Annotated in this window: 25 protein-coding genes and 1 tRNA gene; 12 read left to right on the forward strand and 14 right to left on the reverse strand. The window is 59.2% G+C overall.

All coding sequences use genetic code 11. The features are described 5' to 3' along the window. Positions 1-25: 25 nt before the first annotated feature. The 4 genes from GZH91_RS04700 to GZH91_RS04715 all read right to left on the reverse strand — a co-directional run bounded on the left by GZH91_RS04700 (position 26) and on the right by GZH91_RS04715 (position 3,183). Positions 26-712, reverse strand: a complete 687-nt coding sequence (locus tag GZH91_RS04700) for a cytochrome b/b6 domain-containing protein (RefSeq protein ID WP_147071134.1) — start codon at positions 710-712, stop codon at positions 26-28. A gap of 125 nt (positions 713-837) precedes the next feature. Next, positions 838-1,161, reverse strand: a complete 324-nt coding sequence (locus GZH91_RS04705; protein WP_147071132.1) for an H-NS histone family protein — start codon at positions 1,159-1,161, stop codon at positions 838-840. A gap of 288 nt (positions 1,162-1,449) precedes the next feature. After that, positions 1,450-2,862 carry a DHA2 family efflux MFS transporter permease subunit gene (locus GZH91_RS04710; RefSeq protein WP_147071130.1) on the reverse strand — a complete coding sequence of 471 codons (1,413 nt, stop codon included), beginning with the start codon at positions 2,860-2,862 and terminating at the stop codon, positions 1,450-1,452. 230 nt (positions 2,863-3,092) lie between these two features. Continuing rightward, positions 3,093-3,183, reverse strand: a tRNA-Ser gene (locus GZH91_RS04715). A gap of 111 nt (positions 3,184-3,294) precedes the next feature. Here GZH91_RS04715 and mltF point away from each other — a divergent pair. Then, positions 3,295-4,686 (forward strand): membrane-bound lytic murein transglycosylase MltF, encoded by a 1,392-nt coding sequence (gene mltF / locus GZH91_RS04720; RefSeq protein WP_147071128.1) that lies wholly within the window; start codon positions 3,295-3,297, stop codon positions 4,684-4,686. Positions 4,687-4,752: 66 nt separating this feature from the next. Here the strand turns inward: mltF and serS are convergent, their stop codons facing one another. The 4 genes from serS to GZH91_RS04740 form a co-directional block, all read right to left on the reverse strand. Then, the gene (gene serS, locus GZH91_RS04725) at positions 4,753-6,033 is read right to left on the reverse strand and encodes a serine--tRNA ligase (RefSeq protein ID WP_147071127.1); all 1,281 of its coding nucleotides are present in this window, start codon (positions 6,031-6,033) and stop codon (positions 4,753-4,755) included. Continuing rightward, the gene (locus GZH91_RS04730) at positions 6,033-7,355 is read right to left on the reverse strand and encodes a replication-associated recombination protein A (protein WP_198415401.1); all 1,323 of its coding nucleotides are present in this window, start codon (positions 7,353-7,355) and stop codon (positions 6,033-6,035) included. Before GZH91_RS04730 ends, serS begins: the two co-directional genes overlap by 1 nt. Continuing rightward, positions 7,352-7,969: an outer membrane lipoprotein chaperone LolA gene (gene lolA, locus GZH91_RS04735; RefSeq protein ID WP_147071125.1), complete on the reverse strand. Its 618-nt coding sequence runs from the start codon at positions 7,967-7,969 to the stop codon at positions 7,352-7,354. Before lolA ends, GZH91_RS04730 begins: the two co-directional genes overlap by 4 nt. 148 nt (positions 7,970-8,117) lie before the next feature. Then, the gene (locus GZH91_RS04740) at positions 8,118-10,403 is read right to left on the reverse strand and encodes a DNA translocase FtsK (protein WP_147071123.1); all 2,286 of its coding nucleotides are present in this window, start codon (positions 10,401-10,403) and stop codon (positions 8,118-8,120) included. A 111-nt stretch (positions 10,404-10,514) separates the two neighbouring features. Here GZH91_RS04740 and trxB point away from each other — a divergent pair, with 111 nt between their 5' ends. The 9 genes from trxB to GZH91_RS04785 all read left to right on the forward strand — a co-directional run bounded on the left by trxB (position 10,515) and on the right by GZH91_RS04785 (position 17,486). After that, entirely contained in the window at positions 10,515-11,471 is a 957-nt protein-coding gene (gene trxB, locus GZH91_RS04745) for a thioredoxin-disulfide reductase (RefSeq protein ID WP_147071121.1), read from the forward strand. Positions 11,472-11,478: 7 nt separating this feature from the next. Further along, positions 11,479-12,024 (forward strand): Smr/MutS family protein, encoded by a 546-nt coding sequence (locus tag GZH91_RS04750; protein WP_147071119.1) that lies wholly within the window; start codon positions 11,479-11,481, stop codon positions 12,022-12,024. Positions 12,025-12,044: 20 nt separating this feature from the next. Then, positions 12,045-12,506 (forward strand): peroxiredoxin, encoded by a 462-nt coding sequence (locus GZH91_RS04755; protein WP_147071117.1) that lies wholly within the window; start codon positions 12,045-12,047, stop codon positions 12,504-12,506. Then, positions 12,507-13,907: a PhoH family protein gene (locus GZH91_RS04760; RefSeq protein ID WP_147071115.1), complete on the forward strand. Its 1,401-nt coding sequence runs from the start codon at positions 12,507-12,509 to the stop codon at positions 13,905-13,907. It abuts the gene before it with no gap. Further along, positions 13,904-14,353 (forward strand): ribonuclease domain-containing protein, encoded by a 450-nt coding sequence (locus tag GZH91_RS04765; RefSeq protein WP_147071113.1) that lies wholly within the window; start codon positions 13,904-13,906, stop codon positions 14,351-14,353. Before GZH91_RS04760 ends, GZH91_RS04765 begins: the two co-directional genes overlap by 4 nt. Next, on the forward strand, positions 14,350-14,619 hold the full coding sequence (locus tag GZH91_RS04770) for a barstar family protein (RefSeq protein WP_223264490.1): 270 nt from the start codon (positions 14,350-14,352) through the stop codon (positions 14,617-14,619). The genes GZH91_RS04765 and GZH91_RS04770 overlap by 4 nt, the downstream gene beginning before the upstream one ends. A 662-nt stretch (positions 14,620-15,281) precedes the next feature. Then, on the forward strand, positions 15,282-16,184 hold the full coding sequence (locus GZH91_RS04775) for a DMT family transporter (protein WP_147071110.1): 903 nt from the start codon (positions 15,282-15,284) through the stop codon (positions 16,182-16,184). A 179-nt stretch (positions 16,185-16,363) separates the two neighbouring features. Further along, positions 16,364-16,906 (forward strand): mechanosensitive ion channel domain-containing protein, encoded by a 543-nt coding sequence (locus GZH91_RS04780; RefSeq protein ID WP_147071108.1) that lies wholly within the window; start codon positions 16,364-16,366, stop codon positions 16,904-16,906. 151 nt (positions 16,907-17,057) lie between these two features. Then, complete coding sequence (locus GZH91_RS04785) at positions 17,058-17,486, forward strand: DUF2721 domain-containing protein (protein WP_147071106.1); 429 nt, start codon at positions 17,058-17,060, stop codon at positions 17,484-17,486. Positions 17,487-17,589: 103 nt separating this feature from the next. On the opposite strand, the gene GZH91_RS04790 is transcribed toward GZH91_RS04785, so the two are convergent. Further along, positions 17,590-19,488, reverse strand: a complete 1,899-nt coding sequence (locus GZH91_RS04790) for an ATP-binding cassette domain-containing protein (protein WP_147071104.1) — start codon at positions 19,486-19,488, stop codon at positions 17,590-17,592. A 102-nt stretch (positions 19,489-19,590) separates the two neighbouring features. Between GZH91_RS04790 and GZH91_RS04795 the strand changes: the two genes are divergently transcribed. Continuing rightward, positions 19,591-20,508 carry a DUF1853 family protein gene (locus GZH91_RS04795; protein WP_147071102.1) on the forward strand — a complete coding sequence of 306 codons (918 nt, stop codon included), beginning with the start codon at positions 19,591-19,593 and terminating at the stop codon, positions 20,506-20,508. A 92-nt stretch (positions 20,509-20,600) separates the two neighbouring features. Here GZH91_RS04795 and GZH91_RS04800 read toward each other — a convergent pair whose 3' ends face one another. Next, positions 20,601-20,993, reverse strand: a complete 393-nt coding sequence (locus GZH91_RS04800) for an AF1514 family protein (RefSeq protein WP_147071100.1) — start codon at positions 20,991-20,993, stop codon at positions 20,601-20,603. A 327-nt stretch (positions 20,994-21,320) separates the two neighbouring features. Between GZH91_RS04800 and GZH91_RS04805 the strand changes: the two genes are divergently transcribed. Further along, entirely contained in the window at positions 21,321-21,494 is a 174-nt protein-coding gene (locus tag GZH91_RS04805; protein WP_147071098.1) for a DUF1328 domain-containing protein, read from the forward strand. 82 nt (positions 21,495-21,576) lie between these two features. On the opposite strand, the gene GZH91_RS04810 is transcribed toward GZH91_RS04805, so the two are convergent. The 4 genes from GZH91_RS04810 to GZH91_RS04825 form a co-directional block, all read right to left on the reverse strand. After that, entirely contained in the window at positions 21,577-22,608 is a 1,032-nt protein-coding gene (locus GZH91_RS04810; RefSeq protein ID WP_147071096.1) for an aldo/keto reductase, read from the reverse strand. Between the two features lie 16 nt (positions 22,609-22,624). Continuing rightward, a complete protein-coding gene (locus GZH91_RS04815; RefSeq protein ID WP_198415402.1) occupies positions 22,625-23,374 on the reverse strand; it encodes a class I SAM-dependent methyltransferase in 750 nt (249 codons plus the stop codon). Between the two features lie 188 nt (positions 23,375-23,562). Beyond that, positions 23,563-24,804 carry a multidrug effflux MFS transporter gene (locus GZH91_RS04820; protein WP_223264489.1) on the reverse strand — a complete coding sequence of 414 codons (1,242 nt, stop codon included), beginning with the start codon at positions 24,802-24,804 and terminating at the stop codon, positions 23,563-23,565. Then, a complete protein-coding gene (locus GZH91_RS04825; protein WP_147071094.1) occupies positions 24,774-25,076 on the reverse strand; it encodes a DUF2288 domain-containing protein in 303 nt (100 codons plus the stop codon). The genes GZH91_RS04820 and GZH91_RS04825 overlap by 31 nt, the downstream gene beginning before the upstream one ends. Positions 25,077-25,242: the final 166 nt, after the last annotated feature.

Consider the following 25,242-nt stretch of genomic DNA (forward strand, 5'->3'; position numbering starts at 1 on the left):
TTCGGATGCGTCGCATATGAGGCATTCAAACGATAGAAATGGGTACCAGGACGCCGATCATCACCAATCCAAATAACAGAAATGCGCGCCCGTTGCTCACAAAATGCAGATGCGGTGCTGGAATGCCATTAGGCAGGTCCTTGTATCCCGTGATCATGGGCACAATCAAATTGTCGTGCTTGAAGAACCGGTAAAACAGCACCGCGGCAATATGCAGTCCGACCAGCGCGAGCAGGAAATTAAACAGTTGCTGATGAAGGCCGCTGAGGGTGTCGCTGAGGGTTTCGCCAACCCAAAACGCCAGCGGCCCTTGGGTGACGACGTCATCACTGGCAAACAGGCCTGTCCCCGCCTGGACCAATAAAAAACCCAGCATCGCTATCACCATCCAGCCGCCGAGGGGGTTGTGTCCGATCTGTTTGCCTGGCTGCGGTTCGCGTAAGGTGCCGGCATATTTCAATGTGGTGAGAAAGCTTCGAATGAAGCTTGCAAAACGTGCTGTAGTGCTGCCAACAAACCCCCACAGTATTCTGAAGAGGATTAAAACCAATGTAGCGTAGCCTGCATAAATATGGTACTGCATGGCGTTGTCAAAAAGTTCGGCACTGGTCCAGGAGGCGGCAAAACAAATTGCCAGGCTCCAGTGAAAGAAGCGTACAGGAAAATCCCATACCTTTATTTTCAGACTGGGGGAGGGTATGTTTTTTGACATGGTTTCTGCTGAGGAACGATCCGATCGTTGGATCGGAGTTAAAGAAATAGTTCCCTATCCGTTGCTTAAAAATCAAGCAACGGAAAATCCGGGTCTATTGGAACGCAAATCAGCCCGAGCCCGGTTCAACCAATAAAATACCCCAGGTCTTCCAGCGTTTTCCCGGCTGCCAATGCCTCAATTACCCACTTCGGTTTACGGCCTCTTCCGCTCCAGGTTTTACCTTCATCGTTTCTGTAGCGGGCAACAGGGCCTGCAGTACCGGAAGCATGACCGGGCTGTTTTTTCGTTTTGTTTTTAATGACCCCCAGATCCTTGCTGGTAATGCCATACTCGGCCATCCTGGCTTTAATGTCGGCAATGACGGTAACCAGCTCTGCTTTACGCAATGCTTCTGCCTCTTGTTCAAGCTTGGCAATTCTGATTTTCATTTCTTTGTAAGTCGTCATGATCGTGGGTTCCTGTGCGGTTTTGGTGAATGAGTTATTTGTAAATGCTAATCGAGCCACATAAAAATATCGCCATGGAAATACTGCAATTATTCTATGTTGATTTTTTGAAAGAATACAGATTTAATCAACCAATAATCAGCATGGCATGTTGAAATGCATGCCGGTCAAATTATAAACGATTGATAAGTTAAAAATACGCGTTCGTATATACGGATATCCGATTTTCGTAATGGATTGCCAGATGTTGCTCTCATATGGCTTGTCGGCGAACGTTTCTCGCTCAGCTCATTCTGCCTCGTGCAGGTTGCCCCTGCTGACACTTTCGCCATCTCCGGAACGGAGCGCCCGGAACGATAGCGAAGACAGGATGGTCAGACCGCCCAGGGTCAGGAATGCGTGGTGCAGCGCATTCGTCACGGCCACGCGGTCGGTTTGGGGCAGGCCGCCCAGGTACCAGGCGACGATCAGCGACCCGCAGGCCAGCCCGAAGCTCATTGATATCTGCTGCAGCGTGCTGGCGATGGTACTGGCCATGCTCGAGTCGGGCGTTTCGATGTCAGCATAGGCCATCGAGTTCATGCCGGAAAATTGCAGCGAGTTGAAGAATCCTTGCGCCAATCCCAGCAGCACGATCAGTATAATCGGCGTGGCCGGGATCACCAGTGAGAAGAGGCAGAGGGTGAGTCCGATCATGACCGTATTCACAATGAGTACCTGCCGGTATCCATGGCGCCGCAGTACCCGCGCAGAGATGAGCTTCATCGCCATGGCAGCGGCGGCGCTAGGCATCATCAACAGGCCCGACTCCCAGGCAGGCAGGCCCAGACCGAGCTGATAGAGCAGCGGCAGCAGAAATGGAAGCCCGCCGACACCCAGTCGAGTGATGAAGCCGCCGACCACCGAGACGCGGAACGTACGTATCCGAAACAGCGCGAGGCGGAGTAGTGGGTAAGACGCCTGGCGGGCATGCAAGACGTAGGCAGCCAGCAGGCTGAGGGAGAGCAGCAGCAGAATAGCCGCCGAAGTCACGTCCAGGTGATGCTCGCCGAAGACTTCCAGCAGCCACGAAAGCAGCGCCGTGCCCGAGCCGAACAAGACCAGACCGACTAGATCCAGCGGTCGAGGCGCAGCACCGCGATAATCCGGCATGTGGCGATGGATGAGCAGCAGTGCGACCAGACCCACCGGCACGTTGGCAAAGAAGATTTCCCGCCACGACAGCCAGTGCACGATGAGACCGCCCACCGTGGGTCCGAGCAGCGGACCGATCAGCGCCGGGATGATGACGAAGTTCATCGCTGTCAGCAATTCCGCTTTGGGAAAGGTCCGAATGATCGCAAGCCTGCCTACCGGCATCATCATCGCAGCGCCGATTCCCTGCAGAATACGCGCCGCTACCAGCATCGGCGCGTTGACGGCCAAACCACACAGTATCGAGGAAAAAATGAAGACCGCCACCGCCACGCCAAACACACGCCGCGTGCCGAACCGGTCGGCCATCCAGCCGCTCACCGGAATACATACGGCCAGGCTCAGGATGTAGCTGGTAATGACTGCCTTCAGACTCAGCGGCGTCACGTGCAGGCTCGCCGCCATCGCCGGAACTGCAGTATTGACAATGGTGGAGTCGAGTTGCTCCATGAACAGGGCGGTGGCGACGACCCAGGGCAGATAGCGCTTAACAGTGGGACTGTTCATCGGTGGGTAAGTGCAATTGGCCTATGTTTGCATCGAAGTTTGTGGTGGTTTAATTTTCCAGACACCTCGATAGCTGATCATTCACATGCCGGAAGGAATTTTAGATGAGCAGGCAACGCAGGCATTTTGACACCGGTTTGAGCTGGAAGTGGTGCGCGTGAGCAGGGATCCGATGGGCTCCCCAAAGCCTTGCGGTCAGACGGTAGCGAATCAGCCAGATGAAAATATATTGGCGGAGAGGGTGGGATTTGAACCCACGATGACGGAAACCGCCATACCGGATTTCGAGTCCGGCGCATTCGACCACTCTGCCACCTCTCCAAGGAGGCGCAATTGTACCTGCAAGCTCCATGAAATAGAAGCCGCGTGGCTGGTGTGGCATGCGTTACAAGCGGGTAGACAAGCCCGGCATTCTCGGCGAGACTGGCGGCCATGCGCAAACTGCTGCTGTTTACTTTCAGCCTGTTGTTGGTGTCCTGTGATGTGCCCTTGCCCAAACCGCCGCCACCTGTAGCACCGGTTTCCAAGACCGGCGAACTGGTAGTGCTGACCCACAATGGCCCCACGACCTATTATGAAAATCCGAATGGTGACCCCACCGGGTTCGAGTACGACCTGGTCACGCTGTTCGCCAGGGAGGCGGGCTACCGGGTGAAATTCGTGGTGGAAAACGACCTGGACAGCCTGTTCAAGAAGCTGTCGCAACATCAGGCGCACTTTGCTGCTGCCGGTATCACCCAGACCGATGCACTCAAGGAGCGCATGCGTTTTGGCCCACCTTATCTCAAGGTGACACAGCAGGTGATCTACAACACCGATACGATCAAGCCGCGCGGTTTTGCCGATCTGGTGGGCGCGCGCGTGGCGGTGGTAGCGGGCAGCAGTGCGGCAGAAACCTTGCTGGACATGCGCCAGCGCATCTCCGGCCTGCACTGGACTGAGGTCAAGACCGAGTGGGGGGAGGATCTGCTGGATGAGCTGTCCAAATCAGCGGTGGATGCAGTGATCGTGAATTCCAACGAATTCGATATTGCCCAAAATCTGTATGCCAATCTGGGCGTCGCATTCGAGATTAAACGCCCGGATCAGCTGGCGTGGGCTTTTCCCAAGGATGTCGCCCCTGATTTGTACGCCCAGGTGCAAGCGTTTTTCAAGCGTATCCAGAAAGATGGCACGCTCAAGCGCCTGATGGAACGCTACTACGGCCACACCGATCGCCTGGAAAGCGCAGACGTGGCAGGTATCCTGGAGCGGATGAAAGACACGCTGCCCAAGTACCTGCGCTATTTTCAGGAGGCGGAGGAGTTGACCGGCATTGACTGGCGCCTGATTGCCGCCATCGGCTATCAGGAATCGCACTGGAATCCCTATGCCACGTCGCCCACCGGGGTGCGCGGGCTGATGATGATGACCGGGGATACGGCCGACAGGATGGGGGTGACTGACCGCCTCGATCCGCGCCAGAGTATTATTGCCGGCGCGAAGTACCTGGCGTTGCTGGTGGATGCGATGCCGTCCAGGGTTGAGGAACCTGATCGAACCTGGATGGCGCTGGCGGCCTACAATCAGGGGCAAGGTCATCTGGAAGACGCGCGGGTGCTGGCGCAGCGGCACAAGCTCAATCCGCTCGCATGGAGCGACGTCAAGCAGACCCTGCCGCTGCTGGCGCGCTCCGAGCATCACGGCACGGTCAAGCACGGTTACTGCCGCGGCGGCGAGGCGGTGGTATTCGTGGAAAACATCCGCACCTACTACGATATTCTGGTCAAGTACCAGCGGCCCTACAAGCCGCTGTTGTTGTCCGGGAATGAAGCCGGAGCGTAGTCCACAAGCGCGTCATTCCGGACCTGATCCGGAATGACGTATTGGCTGGTGCGCAGTGCTCGTTTCCTAGGCGGGCATCAGCACGGTCAGCCCCCCCATGTAGGGACGCAACACTTCGGGAAGCGCCACCGATCCATCCGCCTGCTGATGATTTTCCAGAATCGCGACCAGGGTGCGCCCTACCGCCAGCCCGGAGCCGTTCACGCTGTGCAGCAGTTCCGGCTTGCCTTTTTCACCTCTGAAGCGCGCTTGCATGCGGCGTGTCTGAAACGCCTCGAAATTGCTGCACGAGGAAATTTCGCGATAAGTATTTTGCGCCGGCAGCCACACTTCCAGATCGTAGGTCTTGGCGGCAGAAAAACCCATGTCGCCGCCGCACAGCGCCATTTTCCGGTAGGGCAGCCCGAGTGCTTGCAGGATGGCCTCGGCATGGCCGGTGAGTGCTTCCAGCGCGGTGTAGGATTGCTCCGGTTCGACCAGTTGCACCAGCTCCACCTTGTCGAACTGATGCTGGCGGATCATGCCGCGGGTGTCGCGGCCGTAGGAACCGGCCTCGGAGCGGAAGCAGGGGGTGTGGGCGACGAATTTCAGCGGCAGTTGCTCGCGCGCCACGATCGCGTCGCGCACCATGTTGGTCAGCGGCACTTCGGCGGTGGGGATGAGGTAGAGTTTTTCCGCATCCGCACGCGGCACGTGAAACAGATCTTCCTCGAACTTGGGCAACTGCCCGGTACCGCGCATGGAGTCGGCGTTGACCAGATACGGCACATACACTTCGGTGTAGCCATGCACAGCCGTGTGGGTGTCCAGCATGAACTGCGCCAGCGCCCGGTGCAGCCGCGCCAGCCCGCCGCGCAGCAGTGAAAAGCGCGCGCCGGCCAGTTTGCTGGCGGTCTCGAAATCCAGCCCCAGCGCGGTACCTACGTCCACGTGATCTTTCACCGCAAAATCAAACACGCGCGGTGTGCCGACACGTGCGATCTCTACGTTGTCGGCGTCGGATTTACCCGTCGGCACCGATGCATGCGGCAGGTTGGGAATGGTCATCAACAGCGCATTGAGCCGGGCTTGCAGGGCTTCCAGCGCGGATTCCGCGGCTTTCAGTTCGGCGCCGAGATTCGCCACTTCCGCCATGATGGTGGAGACATCCTCGCCCTTGGCCTTGGCCATGCCTATCTGTCTGGAGCTGGCGTTGCGCCTGGCCTGCAGCTCCTGGGTGCGGGTTTGCAGTTGTTTGCGCTCGGCTTCCAGGCGCTGGAATTCGGCAGTGTCCAGGGTGTAGCCGCGCATGGCAAGGCGTTGCGCCACGTCGTCGAGGTCGTTGCGGAGGTGTTGAATGTCTAACATTATTTTTGCCCTGTTTTCTTGTTGGCTTGTTCATCCAGCTTGCGCAAATACGCCAGCCGTTCGGCGATCTTGCCTTCCAGCCCGCGCGGGGTTGGTGCGTAAAAGTGCGCGTTGACACCTTCCGGTAAATAGTCCTCCCCGGCGGCGTAGGCGTCCGGTTCGTCGTGCGCGTAGCGGTAGGCGTGGCCGTAGCCCAGTTGTTTCATCAGTTTGGTGGGGGCGTTGCGCAGGTGCACCGGCACCTCGCGCGATTTGTCCGCCGCCACAAAGCTGCGGGCGTTATTGTACGCCACGTACACGGCGTTGCTCTTGGGCGCGCAGGCGAGATAAATCACCGCCTGCGCCAGCGCCAGTTCGCCTTCCGGACTGCCCAGGCGCTGGTAGGTTTCCACCGCGTCCAGGGTCAGGCGCAGCGCGCGTGGGTCGGCCAGACCGATGTCCTCGCTGGCCATGCGGATCAGGCGGCGGCCGACGTACAGCGGATCGGCACCGCCGTCGAGCATGCGCACCATCCAGTACAGCGCGGCGTCGGGATGGGAACCGCGCACCGATTTGTGCAGCGCGGATATCTGGTCGTAGAAGTTGTCGCCGCCCTTGTCAAAACGGCGTGCGCCGCGCGCCAGCGTGGTCTGGATGAAATCCTCGTCAATCTCATGACGGGCGGCATCGAGTGCGGCATTGGCGGCTTGTTCCAGCAGGTTCAACAGGCGCCGCGCGTCGCCGTCGGCGTAGCCGGTGAGCTGGGCGCGCGCCGCCCCGGTGATGGCAATGTCCGGATAGGTGCTGATCCGCGCGCGCTCCAGCAGGGCGGCGAGGTCGGTTTCCACGATGGGCTTTAACACATACACCTGGGCGCGCGAGAGCAGCGCGCTATTGACCTCGAACGAGGGATTCTCGGTGGTGGCGCCGATGAAAGTAATCAACCCGGCTTCAACGAACGGCAGGAAAGCGTCCTGCTGGGATTTGTTGAAGCGGTGCACTTCGTCCACAAACAGCAGGGTGCGGCGCCCCTGGCCTTGCATCATTTCGGCGCGCGCCACCGCCTCGCGGATTTCCTTGACCCCCGAGAGCACGGCGGACAGCGCGATGAACTCCATGTCAAAACCGTGGCTCATCAGCCGTGCCAGTGTGGTCTTGCCTACGCCCGGCGGCCCCCACAGGATCATCGAGTGTGGCTTGCCGGATTCGAATGCGACGCGCAGCGGCTTGCCGGGGCCGAGCAAATGCGTCTGTCCGATCACTTCGTCCAGATTGCGCGGCCGCAGCCGTTCGGCCAGCGGCGCGCTGTCCAGCGGATGATCGAACAGGTCGGCGTGGCTCACTTGCCGTCGGAGATGACGTCCACGCCCTGGGGCGGGGTGAAATGGAAATCGCTGGCGGGAAGGGCCGGGTTACGTTCCAGCCCGGCGAATTTCAGCACCGTGGTCTGGCCGAAGTTGTCCTTGATCTCCATCGCCACCAGCGTGTTTTTGCTGAATCCCATGCGCACGTTCTCAAACGCGCTTTCCTTGTCGCGCGGGCGCGCGTCCAGCCATTCCAGACCGTCGCGGCTGCCGGCGTCCGTGATCGTGTAAAACCTGCCGATGTCCTTGCTGCCCGCCAGCAAGGCCGCCGGGCTGCTGCCCAGCGCCTGGCCCAGTTTCTTGATGGTGACCTGTTGCAGATCGGCGTCGTACAGCCAGATTCTTTTGCCGTCGCCGACGATTATCTGTTCATAGGGCTTCTCATACACCCAGCGGAACTTGCCGGGACGCGCGAAAGCCATGGTGCCGGACGACTGCTGGCGCGCGTGTCCGTTTTTGTCCAGCACGGTCTGGGTGAACGTGGCGCGCGCGGTCTGGGTATCCGCGACGAACGCCTTGAGCGCGTCGATGCTGGATGCTGCGGCGCTGGCAGAGAAGATCAAGAGTGCGGTAAAGAGACTGAGTTTTTTCATTGGGACTTTAAGTCGAATGGACAGGATTTTTAATGCTTAACAAGAGAGTTGGTCTGGTTTTAGTGCAGAAAATTCAACACCCCCCAAAATTCATATTTATTCTGAATGATCCGGTCCTTATCCTGTTAATCCTGTCTAATCACATTGTTCATTCCCGGTTAGGTGCAATCACTTCGCGGTTGCCGTTGCTCTGCATCGGCGTCACCAGACCCGCCTGTTCCATTGCCTCGATCAGCCGCGCGGCACGGTTGTAGCCGATGCGCAGGTGACGCTGCACGGCGGAGATGGAGGGGCGCCGGGTTTTCAGCACGATGGCGACGGCTTCGTCATAGAGCGGGTCGCTTTCGGCGTCACTGCCGCCGACCGCGCTTTCGCCGCTGCCTTCATTGTCTTCCGGGGTGTCGAGGATGCCGTCAATGTAATCGGGCTCGCCCAGCTGTTTCAGGTATTCCACGACTTTATGCACTTCTTCGTCGGCCACAAAAGCGCCGTGCACGCGCTGCGGATAGCCGGTGCCGGGCGGCAGGTAGAGCATGTCGCCCTGGCCGAGCAGGGCTTCTGCGCCCATCTGGTCGAGGATGGTGCGCGAGTCGATTTTGCTCGATACCTGGAACGCGACGCGGGTGGGGATGTTGGCCTTGATCAGGCCGGTAATCACGTCCACCGACGGGCGCTGCGTGGCCAGGATCAGATGCACCCCGGCGGCGCGGGCCTTCTGCGCCAGCCGCGCAATGAGCTGTTCGACGGCCTTGCCTACCACCATCATCATGTCAGCCAGCTCGTCGATCACCACCACAATCATGGGCTGCTCTTCCAGCGGCTCGGGATTATCCGGGGTCAGGCTGAACGGGTGGGTGAGCGGGGTGGCGGCCCTTTTCGCGTCGCGCACTTTCTGGTTGTAACCAGCCAGGTTGCGCACGCCGAGTGCGGACATCAGCTTGTAGCGGCGCTCCATCTCGGCCACGCACCAGTTGAGCGCGGCGGCGGCCTGACGCATGTCGGTGACTACCGGGGCGAGCAGATGCGGAATGCCCTCGTATACCGACAGCTCGAGCATTTTCGGGTCGACCAGAATCAGTCGCACACGGCTGGCGTCCGCTTTGTACAACAGGGAAAGGATCATCGCGTTGATGGCAACTGATTTGCCCGAGCCGGTGGTGCCCGCCACCAGTACGTGCGGCATTTTGGCCAGATCGGCCACCACCGGGTTGCCGGCTATGTCCTTGCCCATCGCCATTGCCAGCGGGCTGGCCATGGCGTGGTACACCTTGGCGGAAAGGATTTCCGATAACCGCACGATCTCGCGCTTGGGGTTGGGGATTTCCAGCGCCATGGTGGTCTTGCCGGGGATGGTTTCCACCACGCGGATGCTCACCACCGACAGCGCGCGCGCCAGGTCTTTGGCCAGGTTGACGATCTGGCTGCCCTTGACCCCGGAGGCCGGCTCGATCTCGTAGCGGGTGATGACCGGGCCGGGCAGAGCGGCGACCACGCGCGCCTGCACGTTGAATTCGGCCAGCTTGCGCTCGATCAGGCGCGAGGTGAATCCCAGGGTTTCCGCCGACAGGCTCTCCACATGGGCAGTCGCAGCATCCAGCAAATGCAGTGGCGGCAGCGGGGAATCCGGCATTTCGGCAAACAGCGGCACCTGCTTTTCCACCTGCACGCGTTCCGATTTGATAATGGTGGGCGGCGGGGTTTCGATGACCACCGGAGCGCGGTCCATATTGCGGCGCTTTTCTTCCAGTACAATCTCGTCGCGCCGCAGCGTGGCGGCTTGACCCATGCGCCGTTCGCGCCGCGCGGACCAGGTCTCGATTGCCCATAACCAGCTGCGTTCGAGGTATTCCCCGGTGGATTCCACTAGCGCCAGCCAGGAGATGCCGGTAAACAGGCTCAAGCCCGCGGCAATCAGCACCAGCAAGGCCAGCGTGCCGCCGGTAAAGCCCAGCAAATGGGTGACTGCTTCTCCCACAACCGCTCCCAGAATGCCTCCCGGGTGCTCCGGTAGTGCTATGTGCAAGCTATACAGACGCTGCGATTCCAGCCCGGCGCTGGACAGCAGCAGCAACAAAAACCCGGCACTGCGGATATATAACGGGCGGCGGTCGGGCGCCTCGCTAATCTCCAGTTTGCGATATCCCCACCAGGTGGCATACAGCGCCAGCATCACCAGCCACCAGGTGGAGAGCCCGAACAGTGCAAGCAGAATGTCGGCCAGATACGCCCCCAGCGTGCCGCCCATATTGTGCACACTGCCTTGTCCGCTGTGCGACCAACCCGGATCAGACTGGGTGTACGTGAACAGGATGACCGCCAGGAACGCCGCCAGCGCCACGCTCAGCAGCCAGCCGACCTCGCGCAGCAGGCCGGTGAGCCTGGGCGGGAGCGGTTTGCGGACGGATTTGGGCGTATTGCGCCGGGGAATGGACATGGTCAGCAATTTAATCGGAAGGCAAAATTATAACTTGAACCTTGTCCAGTCCGTGACCATCTTCCATACTGTTCCAGTTTTCCAGTTTTCAATCCCGCTACGGAGTACTACATGACCACCCCTCAACATCACCGTCTCATCATCCTCGGCTCCGGCCCCGCAGGCTATTCCGCCGCCGTTTACGCTGCGCGCGCCAACCTGAATCCGGTCGTCATTACCGGCATGGCGCAAGGCGGTCAGCTGATGACCACCACCGATGTGGACAACTGGCCTGCCGACGCCGACGGCGTGCAGGGGCCGGAGTTGATGGCGCGTTTCGAGAAGCACGCGCGCCGCTTCAACACCGAAATTATTTTCGACCACATCCACACTGCCAAACTGACCGACAAGCCCATCGCGCTGGTCGGCGACCAGGGTAGCTACACCTGCGATGCGCTGATTATCGCCACCGGCGCGTCGGCCATGTATCTGGGGCTGGAATCCGAGCAGGCGTTCATGGGCAAGGGCGTATCCGGCTGCGCCACCTGCGATGGATTTTTCTACCGCAATCAGGACGTGGCGGTGATCGGCGGTGGCAACACTGCCGTGGAAGAAGCGCTGTATCTGTCCAACATTGCGCGTCATGTCACCGTGGTGCATCGCCGCGACAAGTTCAAGTCGGAAAAAATTCTCGCCGATCATCTGATGGAGAAGGTCAAGGAAGGCAAGATCAGCGTGGAGTGGAACAGCGAACTGGACGAGGTGCTGGGCGACAAGACGGGTGTGACCGGCATGCGCATCAAGTCCACCGTGGATGGCAGCACCAGGGATATCGCCCTGACCGGCGTGTTCATCGCCATCGGCCACAAGCCCAACACCGATATTTTCACTGGCCAGATCGCGATGGAAGGCGGCTATATCGTCACCCAGGGGGGCAACAAGGGCAATGCCACCGCCACCAGTGTTCCCGGCGTGTTTGCCGCGGGTGACGTGCAGGATCACATCTACCGCCAGGCGGTGACCAGCGCCGGTACCGGCTGCATGGCCGCGCTGGACGCCGACCGCTATCTGGAAAGCCTCGGCAAGTAATCTCCCCATGGCCGGGCGTGTGCCTCCAGCGGACGAAGCCGCACTGTTCAAAGCGGCGGTGCAGGACGCCCAGCCGCTACCCGACCACGGCAAGGTGGAACCGCCCTTGCCGCGCGTTTCCCCTATCCCGCGCCAGCGTATTCGCGATGAGCGTCAGGTCTTGGCCGACAGCCTGTCTGACCACATCGTGTGGGAGGATACCATGGAAACCGGCGAGGAGCTGGTGTTCCTGCGCACTGGCTTGCGCCGCGACACGCTCAAAAAACTGCGGCGCGGGCACTGGGTGCTGCAGGCCGAACTGGATTTGCATGGCCTGGTGAGCGTGGAAGCGCGCCAGGCGCTGAGCGCGTTTATCGCCGGCTGCGGCAAGCGCGGCCTGCGTTGCGTGCGCATCATCCACGGCAAAGGGCTGCGTTCCAAAAACCGCGAGCCGGTGTTGCGCACCAAGGTGAAAAACTGGCTGATGCAAAAAGACGAAGTGCTGGCGTTTTGCCAGGCGCGTGCGGTGGACGGCGGCAGCGGCGCGGTGGTAGTGTTACTCAAGTCTTCATGAAAACTTTTTGGAGGAATGCCATGACCGCAATTACCGAATTCGAACTTCCTTCCACCGGCAACCGAACCTTCAAACTCACCGACATGCGCGGCAAGAAGCTGGTGGTGTACTTCTATCCCAAGGACGACACGCCGGGCTGTACCGTGGAGGGCTCCGACTTCCGCGATTTGTATGCCGGGTTTCAGGCGCACAATTGCGAGATCGTGGGTATTTCGCGCGACGATATGAAATCCCACGAGAAATTCAAGACCAAGCTCAGCCTGCCGTTCGAGCTGTTGTCCGACGCAGACGAAAAAGTGTGCGAACTGTTCGGCGTGATAAAGCTGAAGAACATGTACGGCAAGGAAGTCCGTGGCATTGATCGCAGCACTTTTGTGTTCGACAGCGACGGCAAGCTGGTCAAGGAATGGCGCGGCGTGAAATCCGCCGGCCACGCGCAGGAAGTGCTGGATACCATTAAAACGCTCCAGGAGAAAATCTGAATGCCCCGCAAAGCCGCTGCGCCCACCAAGCTGTTTGTTCTTGATACCAACGTGCTGATGCACGACCCCACCAGCTTGTTCCGTTTTGAGGAGCACGACATATTTCTGCCGATGGGCACGCTGGAGGAACTCGATCACAACAAGAAAGGTATGACCGAAGTGGCGCGCAATGCGCGTCAGGCCAGCCGCTTCCTGGACGAAATCGTATCGGGTTGCGAAGATGCAATCGAAGCCGGGATTCCGCTCAGCAGCCATAGCCGCAAGGCAGCGACCGGACGGCTGTTTCTGCAGACCAGAATGGCGCGCATTGAAACCCCGCTCAGCCTGCCCAACAGCAAGGTGGACAACCAGATTCTCGGCGTGATTCTGAGCCTGCGCGAAGAGCAGCCCAGGCGCCCGATAATCCTGGTGTCCAAAGACATCAACATGCGCATCAAGGCGCGTGCACTGGGCTTACCCGCCGAGGACTACTTCAACGACAAGGTACTCGAAGACACCGACCTGCTCTATGCCGGGGTGCGTGAATTGCCGGAGGATTTCTGGGACAGGCACGGCAAGGGTATCGAGTCCTGGCAGGCTGATGGCCACACCTGGTATCGCGTCAAAGGCCCGCTGGTGACCCGCCTGCTGGTCAACGAATTCGTCTATCAGGAGAGCGCCAGCCCGCTCTACGCCATCGTCAAAACCATCAAGGGCAATGTCGCCGAGCTGCAGACCATCAAGGACTACAGCCACCAGAAAAACAATGTGTGGGGCATCACCGCGCGCAACCGCGAACAGAATTTCGCGCTCAATGTGCTGATGGATCCGGAGGTGGATTTTGTCACTTTATTAGGCCAGGCCGGTACCGGCAAAACCCTGCTCACCCTCGCGGCGGGGCTGATGCAGACGCTGGAGCACAAGCGTTATTCGGAAATCATCATGACCCGCGTGACCGTGCCGGTAGGCGAAGACATCGGTTTCCTGCCCGGCACCGAGGAAGAAAAAATGACGCCGTGGATGGGCGCGCTGGAAGACAATCTCGACGTGCTCAACAAGACCGACGACAGCGCCGGCGACTGGGGACGCGCCGCCACGCAGGACCTGATCCGCAGTCGCATCAAGGTCAAATCGCTCAACTTCATGCGCGGGCGTACCTTCCTCAACAAATACCTGATCATCGACGAGGCGCAGAACCTCACCCCCAAACAGATGAAAACCCTCATCACCCGCGCCGGTCCCGGCACCAAGGTGGTGTGCCTGGGCAACATCTCGCAGATTGATACGCCTTACCTCACCGAGGGCAGCTCCGGCCTGACCTACGTGGTGGACCGCTTCAAGGGCTGGCCCCACGGCGGCCATATCACCCTGGCGCGGGGCGAGCGTTCGCGCCTGGCCGACTGGGCGGCGGAAATGCTATGACACGCGGACTGGTGGCGTTGCTCGGATTGCTGGTGTTTGCACCTGCGGTCCAGGCCGCCAGTTGCCGCGACGTCGTGCACATGCTCAATCAGCAGTCGAGCGCGCGTATTGACGAGGCCGAACTGACGCAGGCCCTGCAAACCCTCAACGCCGATCACAATACGCGCCTGCCGGGTAAATTCGTCACCAAGCGCGAGGCGCTATCCGCAGGCTGGCAGCGCGGGCACGACCTGTGGGAGGCCCCCCCGCTCAACGGCAAAAGCATCGGCGGCGACCGTTTCGGCAACCGCGAACGCCAGTTGCCCTATGGCCAGTGGCGTGAAGCCGACCTCGACTACAAAGGCGGCCATCGCGGCGCCAAGCGCCTCATCTTCTCCCGCGAAGGCCGCCGTTTCGTCACTGTTGACCACTACCGCACCTTTACCGAGATCCCCGCCTGCCAATGAAAACCTGCCACCTGCAAGGCATCACCAGCATGAAAATCTTCTATGACCAGATCGCCAGGGATTTCGCTTTCCCCGAGCACTTCGGCCGTAACCTCGACGCGTTGTGGGATGTGATGACCGACGATGTGGAAGGCCCCTTTGAACTGATCTGGGAAAAGCCGGGCGTCACGCGCGACGCGCTGGGAGAGGATTACTGGCGGCTGCTGGAGATACTGGCGGACGTGGTGGCGGAGCGCGATGATTTTCGGCTGGAGTTGCGGGGGTAGGGGTCACGCGGGTCAGGTCTGTATAAGTGGCGTCCTCCCTGCTATATTTCTCCCATCATGTCTCGTTCTATCCGTATGGAGTTTGCCGATTCCCTGTGTATTAGGGTCACATCTTGCAATACGATCGAGCCGATCAGACGGGGCTGCGAAACGTCCTGGCAGCTTGCACAAAGCGCAAACTGCTGCGGAACTCGAACAGTGCGCGCCTGAACCTTCCGCCCCGCCGGCTCAGACAAGGCGACGCGGAAGGGGATAACCAGGCTCTCCGTACATTACAGGATCGCATCACAATACTGTTTGTGGGGTTATGAATATCTTCTGCGCTTGCGCTATCCATGTCATTCCCTGTCACCTGAGTGGCATAGAGTGATTGGCGGAACGCGTCCGATCTTCTGATCGGGATGTGTAATGCGCGCCCTTAAAACACTTGACGAAACACTTGACGATTGTTCGATACCGACATGGAAGTCAATCATGATGTCCGTGAAAAATATATTACGCTTGTCAAGCATTGGGGTTTGCGCGGGTGCCCTGCTCGCCGCAAACGCCGTTTTCAGGTTGGTTAGGCCAGGTGAAGTTTGCAGTTGTCGTCATGCCGGGCTTTGAACATGTCCATTTCGAATCAATAAATCACGTTGGCATCCCAGGGTGCGCCATAGACAATGAAAAGCAACGCCTTGCTGGCAGCCGGGTTGACTTCCTTGATGTGGGGTCTCACGGGAATCTTTGTGCGGCTGCTGCCTCCTCTCTCGGCATTGCCTGTCACTGCGGGCCGGCTCCTGGTAGCGCTGGTAGTGGTGCTGCCTGTGCTTGGGCTGTTGCGCAGCAGCCGCCGGAGTTTCAAATCCGCACTGGGGTGTCCCGTCGCTTATGTTCTCGCGTTGTTATTGACAGGATATTATCTGTTGGCAACGGCGGCTTTCCAAATGGCTCCTGTGGCGGAAGTCGCGCTTTTGCTGAGTAGCCCTCCGTTTTTTGTACTGATTTTCCGCCGCGTGCGCGGCGCCATTCCGGACCGCGCTGAAATCGCTGGCGCAGTGCTGGCAGTCGCCGGAATCACCTTGATTCTGGGTTCCAAAATGTCCTTCACAGGAGAACTGCCAGTTCACCACCTCACGGGCAAGCTGCTGGCAATATGTGCAGCGGGATTGGCCGCGTTCTATGCTTATATGTACCGAATTCTGGCCGAACGCGGCAGTGCACCGGAAACAATGGGCGTGGCTTTTCTGACATTCGGCCTGGGGGGTTTTATTCTGGTGTTGATCTTGGGGCTGGTACCGACACCTTCCGGATGGGGTGCCCTGAATGGAGATGCACTCCTGGTATTCCTGGGTCTTGGGGTGCTGTCTACGGCCATTCCTACAATAGGTTTTGCAGTGGCGTCAAGGCATTTGCCAGCCATTGTTACGGCAATGATTTCACTTTTCATTCCGCTGTTCGCCGGGATATTCGCCTTTCTGGTACTCGGGGAAAGGCTTACACCCATGTTCATTCCGGGTGGCATGCTGGTGTTGGGCGGGGTTGCCATGATTCTTCGTCAGGACCGAGATAAAGCGAATGATTGATTGCCTGAGAAGTCAAATAGCCTGTTCAAGTGGAACGCTGCGCAAGAGCGGTTTCCGGAGGCTTGCACTACGCCATAATGGACCGCATTATCAATGCGCGGAATGGTAAAAATTCACAAGACAAGATGTGACGCCTTCATGTTTTATACAGCTTTGTTAGCCGGACAGCGAGGGAGATCATGAGTCCACTGTTGAATGTCTTGCAGCGCGATCTGCTCAATCCGGCTACCCTGTTGGGCGCGGCGTTTTATGGTCTCGTGTTTCTTGCGTTTGCCATGATACTGGGGCGCCTTGTCCGGAGGTTCTCGAGACGGGTGGAGTCGCACTTCACCGATGTGACCGGGATTGCCTTCGCCAGCGCGTTTGCCCAGGTCGTCGTATTCCTTGTTGGGTTCATTCTCTATGCCCATCTCATTCCAGAATTGCGGGCTCTGGGGACCACGCTCCTTGCCGGGGTGAGTGTCGTTTCCGTCGTGTTGGGGCTTGCTGCCCAGAATACCCTGAGTAACCTGATTGCCGGTTTCTCGCTCGTGCTATACCGGCCGATTAGTGTTGGCGACAGCGTGCAACTGAGCACCCCGAAGGGGCTGGCAACGGCCAGGCTGGAGCAGGTGTCTCTTGGCTACAGCCATCTGCGTGACACAGACGGGAACGAAATTATTGTTCCCAACAGCGTGATGATAAGCACGGTAATGATCCGCGTTGGCGGAAGAAAAACATGACCGGACTGAACTGCCGGTTAAGCGGAAAAAGCCGCATCATAAGGATGCCGTCCTTCATACTTCATGCTAATTTGGCAGCGCTGCGCAAAAGGTGTTCGATGTCCGGATGTTTCCCAGTGCGTTCCTGATGATTTCAACATGAGCTATTCCCATGCAAACCGCCGCTAGTATCACGACTGTCGCCCATGTCATTCAACTGGCAGTCGGACCCGTCTTTCTGCTGAGCGGAATCGGTGCAATTCTGGCCGTGCTTACCAGTCGACTGACGCGCGTAGTCGACCGCTTTCGGACGCTGAACAACTCGAAAGGCGATGAGCGGACCGCGCATGAAAAAGAAATGGCGACGCTGTTGAGCCGGGCTCGATGGATTCATTGGGCAATCAGTCTCTGCACCGTGTCTGCACTGTTCATCTGCATCGTGATTGCGGCACTTTTTGTCGGATCCGAGATGAACATGGATCCATCCGACGCAATCTCTATGCTGTTCATTTCCGCAATGGTGGCGTTAATCACGGGCCTGTTATGTTTTCTGCGTGAGATATTTCTGGCGACCGGACTCATAGAGAAATATGAGAAATAGCATGCGGAGCAGGCCGGTACGTGGATCGAGTAGCCGCGCAAAACGCTTTGCGTTGACCGCTCAATTGAAGTGATGCAGAAAGAGAATCCCGGCATGCGCCACACTAAATGCTGGGCAGTTGCTCCAGCGCTGCGTGCAGTTCCAGCCAGCGTTCTTCCCCCGTTTCGATGGCCTGTGCCAACTCGCCCTGGCGCTTGAGCAGGTCTTGCAGCAGGGGGCGCTGGCCGGCTTCGTACAGTGCCGTATCGGCCAGACGCTCGTCCAGCAGTGCTTTTTCACTCTGCCAGCCGGCAAGTTTCCTTTCCAGTTGTTCCAGTTCCTTTACCATCGGGCGGCGCTTGGCCAGCACGGTTTGGCGGTCAGCCTGGCTGGCTGCGCGCTGCTCGCGGCGCACGGTTTTTTCGGGGCTGGCATTGGCGGAGGATTGCTGGATGCGCTGCTGGTTGAGCCAGTCGCGATAGTCGTCGAGGTCGCCGTCGAAAGCGGCTGTCCCGCCGTCGGCCACCAGCAGGAAGCGGTCGCAGGTGGCGCGCAGCAGGGAGCGGTCGTGTGACACCAGCACCACGCCGCCGCCGAATTCCTGCAAGGCGAGATTGAGGGCGTGGCGCATTTCCATGTCGAGGTGGTTGGTGGGCTCGTCGAGCAGCAACAGGTTGGGACGCTGCCAGATCAGCAGCGCCAGCGCCAGGCGCGATTTCTCGCCGCCGGAGTAGGGGCCGCAGGGGGCTTGCGCCATGTTGCCGCGAAAATCGAAGCCGCCGAGAAAATCGCGCAGTTCCTGTTCGCGGGTTTGCGGCGCCAGGCGCAGCATGTGCTGCACCGGCGATTCGTCCGGGCGCAACTGTTCCAGCTGGTGCTGGGCGAAGTAGCCGATGGCCAGCCCCTTGCCCTCGCTGCGCGTGCCAGCCAGCGGCTTGATTTCGTCCGCCAGCAGTTTGATGAGGGTGGATTTGCCCGCGCCGTTGCGCCCCAGCAGGCCGATGCGTTCGCCCGGGCGCAGGGTGAGTTCGACGTTGGACAATATCGGTTGCGTACCATAACCCACCGCCGCTTCACGCAAATCCAGCAGCGGATCGGGCGCGCTGACCGGATCGCGGAAGCGGAAGGTGAACGGCGAATCCACGTGCGCCGCGGTCACGTCTTCCATTCGCGCCAGCGCCTTGATGCGGCTTTGCGCCTGGCGCGCCTTGGTGGCCTTGGCGCGGAAACGCTCGACGAAGCTTTCCAGATGCGCACGTTCGCGCTGCTGCTTTTCAAACATGGATTGCTGCACCGCCAGCTGGGCGGCGCGCTGGCGCTCGAAATCCGAATAGCCGCCGGTGTAGAGCCTGAGCACGCGGTTTTCGATATGCACGATATGGGTGGTTACCGCGTCAAGAAAATCGCGGTCGTGCGAGATCAGCAGCAGCGTGCCCGGGTAGCTCTTGAGCCAGCCTTCCAGCCAGATCACCGCGTCCAGATCCAGGTGGTTGGTGGGCTCGTCCAGCAACAGCAGATCGGAGCGGCTCATCAGCGCCTGCGCCAGATTCAGGCGCACCCGCCAGCCACCGGAAAATGCCGCCACCGGCTTGGCGAAGTCCGTGTCGGTAAAGCCGAGGCCGTGCAGCAGCTCGGCGGCACGGGCACGCGCACCATAACCGTCGATCTCGCTCAAACGCCCATGCAGCTCGCCCACCCGATGACCGTCATCCGCAGCGCTGGCGGCAGCCAGATCACGCTCTACCTGACGCAATACGGTATCGCCGTCGAGTGCGAATTCCAGCGCGGCCTGATCCAGCGCCGGGGTCTCCTGCGCCACGTGCGCGATCACCCAGCCCGGCGGCATGAACAGGTCGCCTGCTTCCGCGTGCAGCTCGCCCAGCAACAGCGCGAACAGACTGGATTTACCCGAGCCGTTGGCGCCGGTGAGGCCGATCTTCTGGCCGGGGTGGATTTGCACGCTGGCGTCCTCAATCAGGACTTTGGCGGCGCGCGCGAGGGTGAGTTGACGCAGGCTGATCACGGTTTTTCAGGAAATGGCAAAGGCGGCATTGTACGGGGTGGAGGGAAGGGCGTCATTTCGGATCAAGTCCGGGATGATGCGCCAATCTGGTGGCACAATGACATGATGACGAATTTGCTGCAAACCATCCACGATCCACGCGTGCGCGACCTCGTTTGGGTGATGGCCGCCCCGAGCTTGATGGGCGGGTCCAGCGCGCCATGTTTTGCCGTACCCGATGCGTTTGGCCAAGATGCTGTGCTGCGCGCCATGCCACAGCTGCTTGAACTGGATCGCCACCCCGCAGCGCTGCATGACTGGATTGCTGCGCGCAGCCCGCACCGCCTTGGCCGCTATTTTGAAACCCTGCTGGAATACTGGCTCAGCCACCTCATGGGCGGCCGGTTGGTGGCCGCCAATCTGCCGGTAAAAGCCGGCGATATCGTCATGGGCGAATACGATTTCCTCTGGCGCGACGTGAGCGGTGCGCTCAACCACTGGGAAGCCTCGGTGAAATGCTATTTGCAGGTGGATGCCGCAGCGGGACTGGCGGGGTATGTCGGCACCCTCACCCGCGACCGGCTCGATTTGAAGTTTGCCCACCTGCGCGACAAACAACTCAAGCTCGCCGCCACACCGGCCGGGGAGGCGGCCTTGCCCCACCCCGGCGAGCCGGTCAGCGCACGCGCGCTGCTCAAGGGCTGGCTGTTCTACCCGCACGGGCAGACTATTATCCCGGCGCCGGAAGTGTCGCCTCAGCATTTGTCCGGCTGGTGGCTGCGCTGGGGCGAAACCGCGTTCAACCCGCAACCCGGATTGCGCTGGAAAGTGCTGCCCCGGCTGGAATGGCTTGCCCCGGCCATGAGTCGGAACGAAGAGGGATTGCAAACAGAGACGGATTTTAACGCGGCCTTAGAAGCGCATTTCGTGGTGAACGGCGCCCCGTTGCTGGTGGCGGGGCTGACGGCGGCAGGGAATGCCTGGCAAGAAGTGACGCGGGGGTTTGTGGTGGCGCCAAGCTGGAATCTGCGCAAAGCCTAGAAAGCTGTCGGATTTACAGCCGGTTTCCTTTAAGTCCGACACCCATTAGCCGGCCTGCAATACGAGTGCCTTATGGCCCTTGTTACGCGAAACTAACCGCCCATGCCACCGCCAGCGAAGTATCCAAGTTTTCGCTGGTCTTCTTCCGTACACGCGTTGTTTAGGCACAAAAAAGCCGTGCCGTCTTTTTCGGAAATACTACTGAGATTTAAATCAGGTTCCTCGAAGTCGGCAGCCTCCAAGAAAATGAAGTGAAATGCATCACCGATCTTCAGTTCCAGTTTTCCCTCGTGGCTATCTGCGTATTCGTGCCAGCGGTCGCTGGTTCCACCCGGAATCTCGGGGCCGTACTTCCTGGTCTGGTCATCTTTCCAGGCGATAATAACGGGGTCAGTAAGCATTTCATTGGCTTTACAAACGGCCTGCCGCCGGGCTTCCGCAAAATTGGCCGAAGCGTGGTTAACCGGCATCGTGACTGTTTCCATAACGTACTCCTTGGTGAAGTTGTGTGTGACTGCATCGAAACTCAGGTGCGCTGACTCTGCTCCATCTGACTGCCGCAGGAGAGTTTCTTCGTGTAGGTGGCATGGGGCAGCAGGTCGCGAATAAACCGTGAGTGAATGCAATTTAATCCCGTTAACACGCACAGTCTGTGTGGTGGCGTACAAAGTCACTTCGACATGGTTCAGCAAGAGGGGATAGCAGCGAGGTGGGCGCATTAGTGTGCGACCGTACAGAAACCGCAAAGCCTTTGGACTAATCTTCGTATTGGCCCAGGCTCAAGCACAATGATCAACTACAGGAGAGCGACCATGTTGAAGTTGGCTATTATATTTTTCGTCATATCCCTTATTGCCGGTTTTTTCGGCTTTACAAATATTGCAGCGGGAGCAAAAGGCATAGCCAAAGTCCTGTTTTTCATTGCGCTCATTATTTTCTTGATTGTATTGGTATTTGGCGTCTTGCTGGGCGTAATGGTTTTCTAAAAATATCAAGGACCATGGACGATGCGCCCCTACATCGGGCGCGTTTGCAAAATAAACGCCCAGGCCGCCAATCGGGCGCCGGCTATGGGGCCGGGTTGGGATAATGTGTATGATTGGCCTGAATTTTCCCGAACAGATCGGCATTCACTTCCACTTCGACGCTATCCAGATTTTGTTGCAACTGCGCCATCGTGGTGGCACCGATAATGGTGCTGGTCACAAACCAGCGGCTGCGCACGAATGCCAGCGCCAGCGCAGCCGGGTGCAGGTTCGCTTGTTTGGCAAGCGCAACGTAGGCCGCCACCGCTTCCGGCACCATGGGCTTGTCATAGCGCTGGCCGAAGCCGGGGAACCGGGTCATGCGTCCGGCGTCAGCGCCGCCGATGTATTTCCCCGTGAGTGTGCCGAAGCCCAGCGGGCTATACGCCAGCAGTCCTAGCTGTTCGCGATGGCAGGTTTCCGCAAGCCCGTACTCGAATACCCGGTTAATCAGATTGTAGGCGTTCTGGATCGACACCACGCGCGGCAGTCCGGCTGTTTCAGCCGCGCGGGTGAACTGGCACACGCCCCAGGGCGTCTCGTTGCTCAAGCCGACGTGGCGTATCTTGCCGGCCTGGATCAAATCCGCGAACGCGCCCAGTTGTTCGACGATCGGGGTGGCGTCGCGCTCCTTGCCGGGGTCATACTCACTCTGGCCGAACGTGGGCACATTGCGGTCTGGCCAGTGAATTTGATACAGGTCGATGTAGTCGGTTTTCAGACGCGTGAGGCTGCTGTCTATGGCCATCTTGATTTGTTTCGACGTGATGCGCGGCCCGCCGCGTATCCATTCGAGGCCGCGCCCCGGGCCGGTGATCTTGGTCGCAACAATGAGTTTGTCGCGTGACTGCTTGCCGAGCCAGCGCCCGACGTAATCCTCGGTGCGCCCCTGGGTTTCGGCACGCGGCGGCACCGGGTACATCTCCGCCACGTCGATAAAATTCACGCCCCGCGCGACAGCGTAATCCAGCTGCCGGACGGCGTCCTCCGGACTGTTCTGCTCGCCAAAGGTCATGGTGCCGAGCGCAATCTCCGACACCCTCAGATCGCTGCTGCCTAGTTGCCGATACTTCATGCCGGGTTCCTTGTTTTCACAGGGGTGTTTTACGTAGCAGATCGACCCGGATCGGATGCTGAAAATCGACACCCTGCGCTGCCATGTGGCGCATGAACGCGGCTCGAACCGCCTCATATACCTCGGGGGAAAGCTGGTGGTGCGTATGCGTGACCTTCAGGACCTGTTCCTCGAACTGCTCAAAATCATCAAAGTGCGCGGGCGTATTGAAAAAGGTCTGGCTGACGAGTGCCAGCGTGCCGTCGTGCACAGCGCGTTGAATGGCCGCAAAGGCAGCTTCGCGTACCGATTTCTCGTCATGGAACAGGCGCAGGATATCATTGAATTCGCCCGCGTAGACCGGCTCGGACAGGTACGCCAGCCCGCCGGGTTTCAGCACGCGGCGAATTTCCGCCAGCGCCAGATCCATCTTGTCCATGGGTACGTGGTGCAGTGATTTGAACATGAGGACGATGTCAAAGCTCGCGTCCGCCGCCGGGATCGCCTCCGCGCCGCCGAGACAAAAGCTGACATTGGGCAGGTCGCCGATCTGCAGGTTTTTTGCGTGCTGGATCTCATCCACCTCCAGCGCAGTGATCGACGCTACCAGCCCCCCCTGTGCGATCGCACGGGTCTTTTCCGCCTTGCCGCAACCCAGCTCCAGAACGCGTGCGCCACTGAGTGGCAACAGGCTTTTCACGATCACGTATTCGTCGCAGACCCTGTCCGCTGAGGGATCCGAAATTCTCATCTCTGGCAATATTTTTTGCGCCAATGTTGTGCTCATTGATTGTCCTCTGTCTGGTTGTATCGTTGTGTTGATCCTGGAAAACAGTTTCCCGTGTTTGAGCCGTTTCCAGGGTGATTGATGCAATAGGTGCCTATCGGTCAATGTTTCTCGGACACGCCAGGGCGCACAATGTTCAGGAAATGGATGGATTTATTTATTGTCAGAGCGCCGATTTTTAATCGGGTTCATGCAGCGCGCTGCTTGTGCAAATAAGCCATCCACACAATCCGCCCCAATATCAGAAACAGCAGCATGCCGCTCGCCAGGGCAATGGGTGACCACGACAGCATGGGCGAGATCACCCCCGCCACCAACGCGTTCAGCATGGTCTGGACAAACCCCTGCAATGAAGCCACCAAGCCGCGATTGGGCGGGAACAAATCCAGCGCCAGCATTGTGATGCTGGGCATCGCCAGCGACATGCCGGTGCTGTACAGGGTGATTGGCAGCACCGCCCATGGCAACGACGGGCTGGAAGTCAGGTTATAGACGAGGTTCGCCCCGGCCGCGGTGAACAGCAGCAGATAGGCGTATTTCACCGTGGTATGGGATGACACGTGACCTGCCAGCCTGCCCGACAGGAATGCGCCCAGAATCACGCCCGAGATGGCCGGTATAAACAGCCAGGCAAACTGGCTCTCGCCCAGCTTCAGATGTTGAATGACAAACACTGGCGCCGAAGCGATATACAGGAAGAAGCCGGCAAAATGCAATGCCACCGCGCCAGATAGCAGCAAAAACACCGGATGGGTAAATACCATGCGGTAATTGCGCGCCAGCGGCCGGGGTGAGAACGGCTGGCGCCCAACCGGCGGCAGTGTCTCCGGTAAATAACGCCAGCCCAGCGCAAACAGCAACGCGCCCAGCAGCGTCATGAAAACAAATACCGAATGCCAGCCAAACCCGGTTTGCAGCCAGCCCCCGATCACCGGTGCGATGGCAGGCGAAATACCGAAAATCATGGTTACCTGCGACATCAGCCGCTGCGCCTCATGGCCGGCGTAGAGGTCGCGGATAATCGCCCGTCCCACCACCATGCCCGCGCCGGCGGAGAAGCCCTGCATGCCGCGAAAAAACAGCAGATGGTTGATGTCGTAAGAAAATACGCAGCCGATACAGGCCAGTACAAATGCCACCAATGACACCAGAATCACCGGCCTGCGCCCGAATGCATCCGACAGCGCGCCATGCAGCAGCAGCATCAGCGCAAACGCCAGCAGATACACGCTCAATGTCTGCTGGAGCTGAATCGGCGTGGCGTGCAGGCTTGCCCCCATGTCCGGGAACGAGGGCATGTAAGTGTCAATCGAAAACGGACCCAGCGTCGCCAGTCCGGCGAGCAGCACGGTGAGGGCAAAACGGTGAGGTTTGAGGTGTGCGGTCACAGTGGGCGGGATCAGTGCGCCCGCTCCTGCACCAGAATCCACGGCGCAACCACCACTGCCCACAATAAGGGACTGCGGCTGTGCCAGTCTGTGGCCGTCTTGTCGCTCAGTTTGATCACTTTGCCAGTGGCCATCCACGTCTGCACCGTGACGCTGTCGTCGCAGGCAATGTGCGCGGCGACATCGACCAGATCAAGATTGCTGTTCACCTGGATAAGCACGCCTTTGGCAAAAAAGCGTTGCAGTTCCGCCCAGTCCACCTGGGCAGTTTCGGTATTGAGTTGGGCGCGCATGAGTTCGAATTGGTCGTGCATGAAAGGATCGCTGGAATATGGTGGCTGATGCGTTGTTGGCGTCTTGAACTCCGGAGAGTTTGGGGAACGCTGTTTGACGCTATGTTAAAGCGCTTTCCAATGCTGGCGCCAGAGCAGAATTTGTGTGGCTTATGTTGACGTTTGTCGGTGCTAGCTGCGTGGAGGT

Origin of the sequence: Sulfuriferula plumbiphila (assembly GCF_009938015.1) — a bacterium.
Lineage (GTDB): Bacteria > Pseudomonadota > Gammaproteobacteria > Burkholderiales > Sulfuriferulaceae > Sulfuriferula > Sulfuriferula plumbiphila.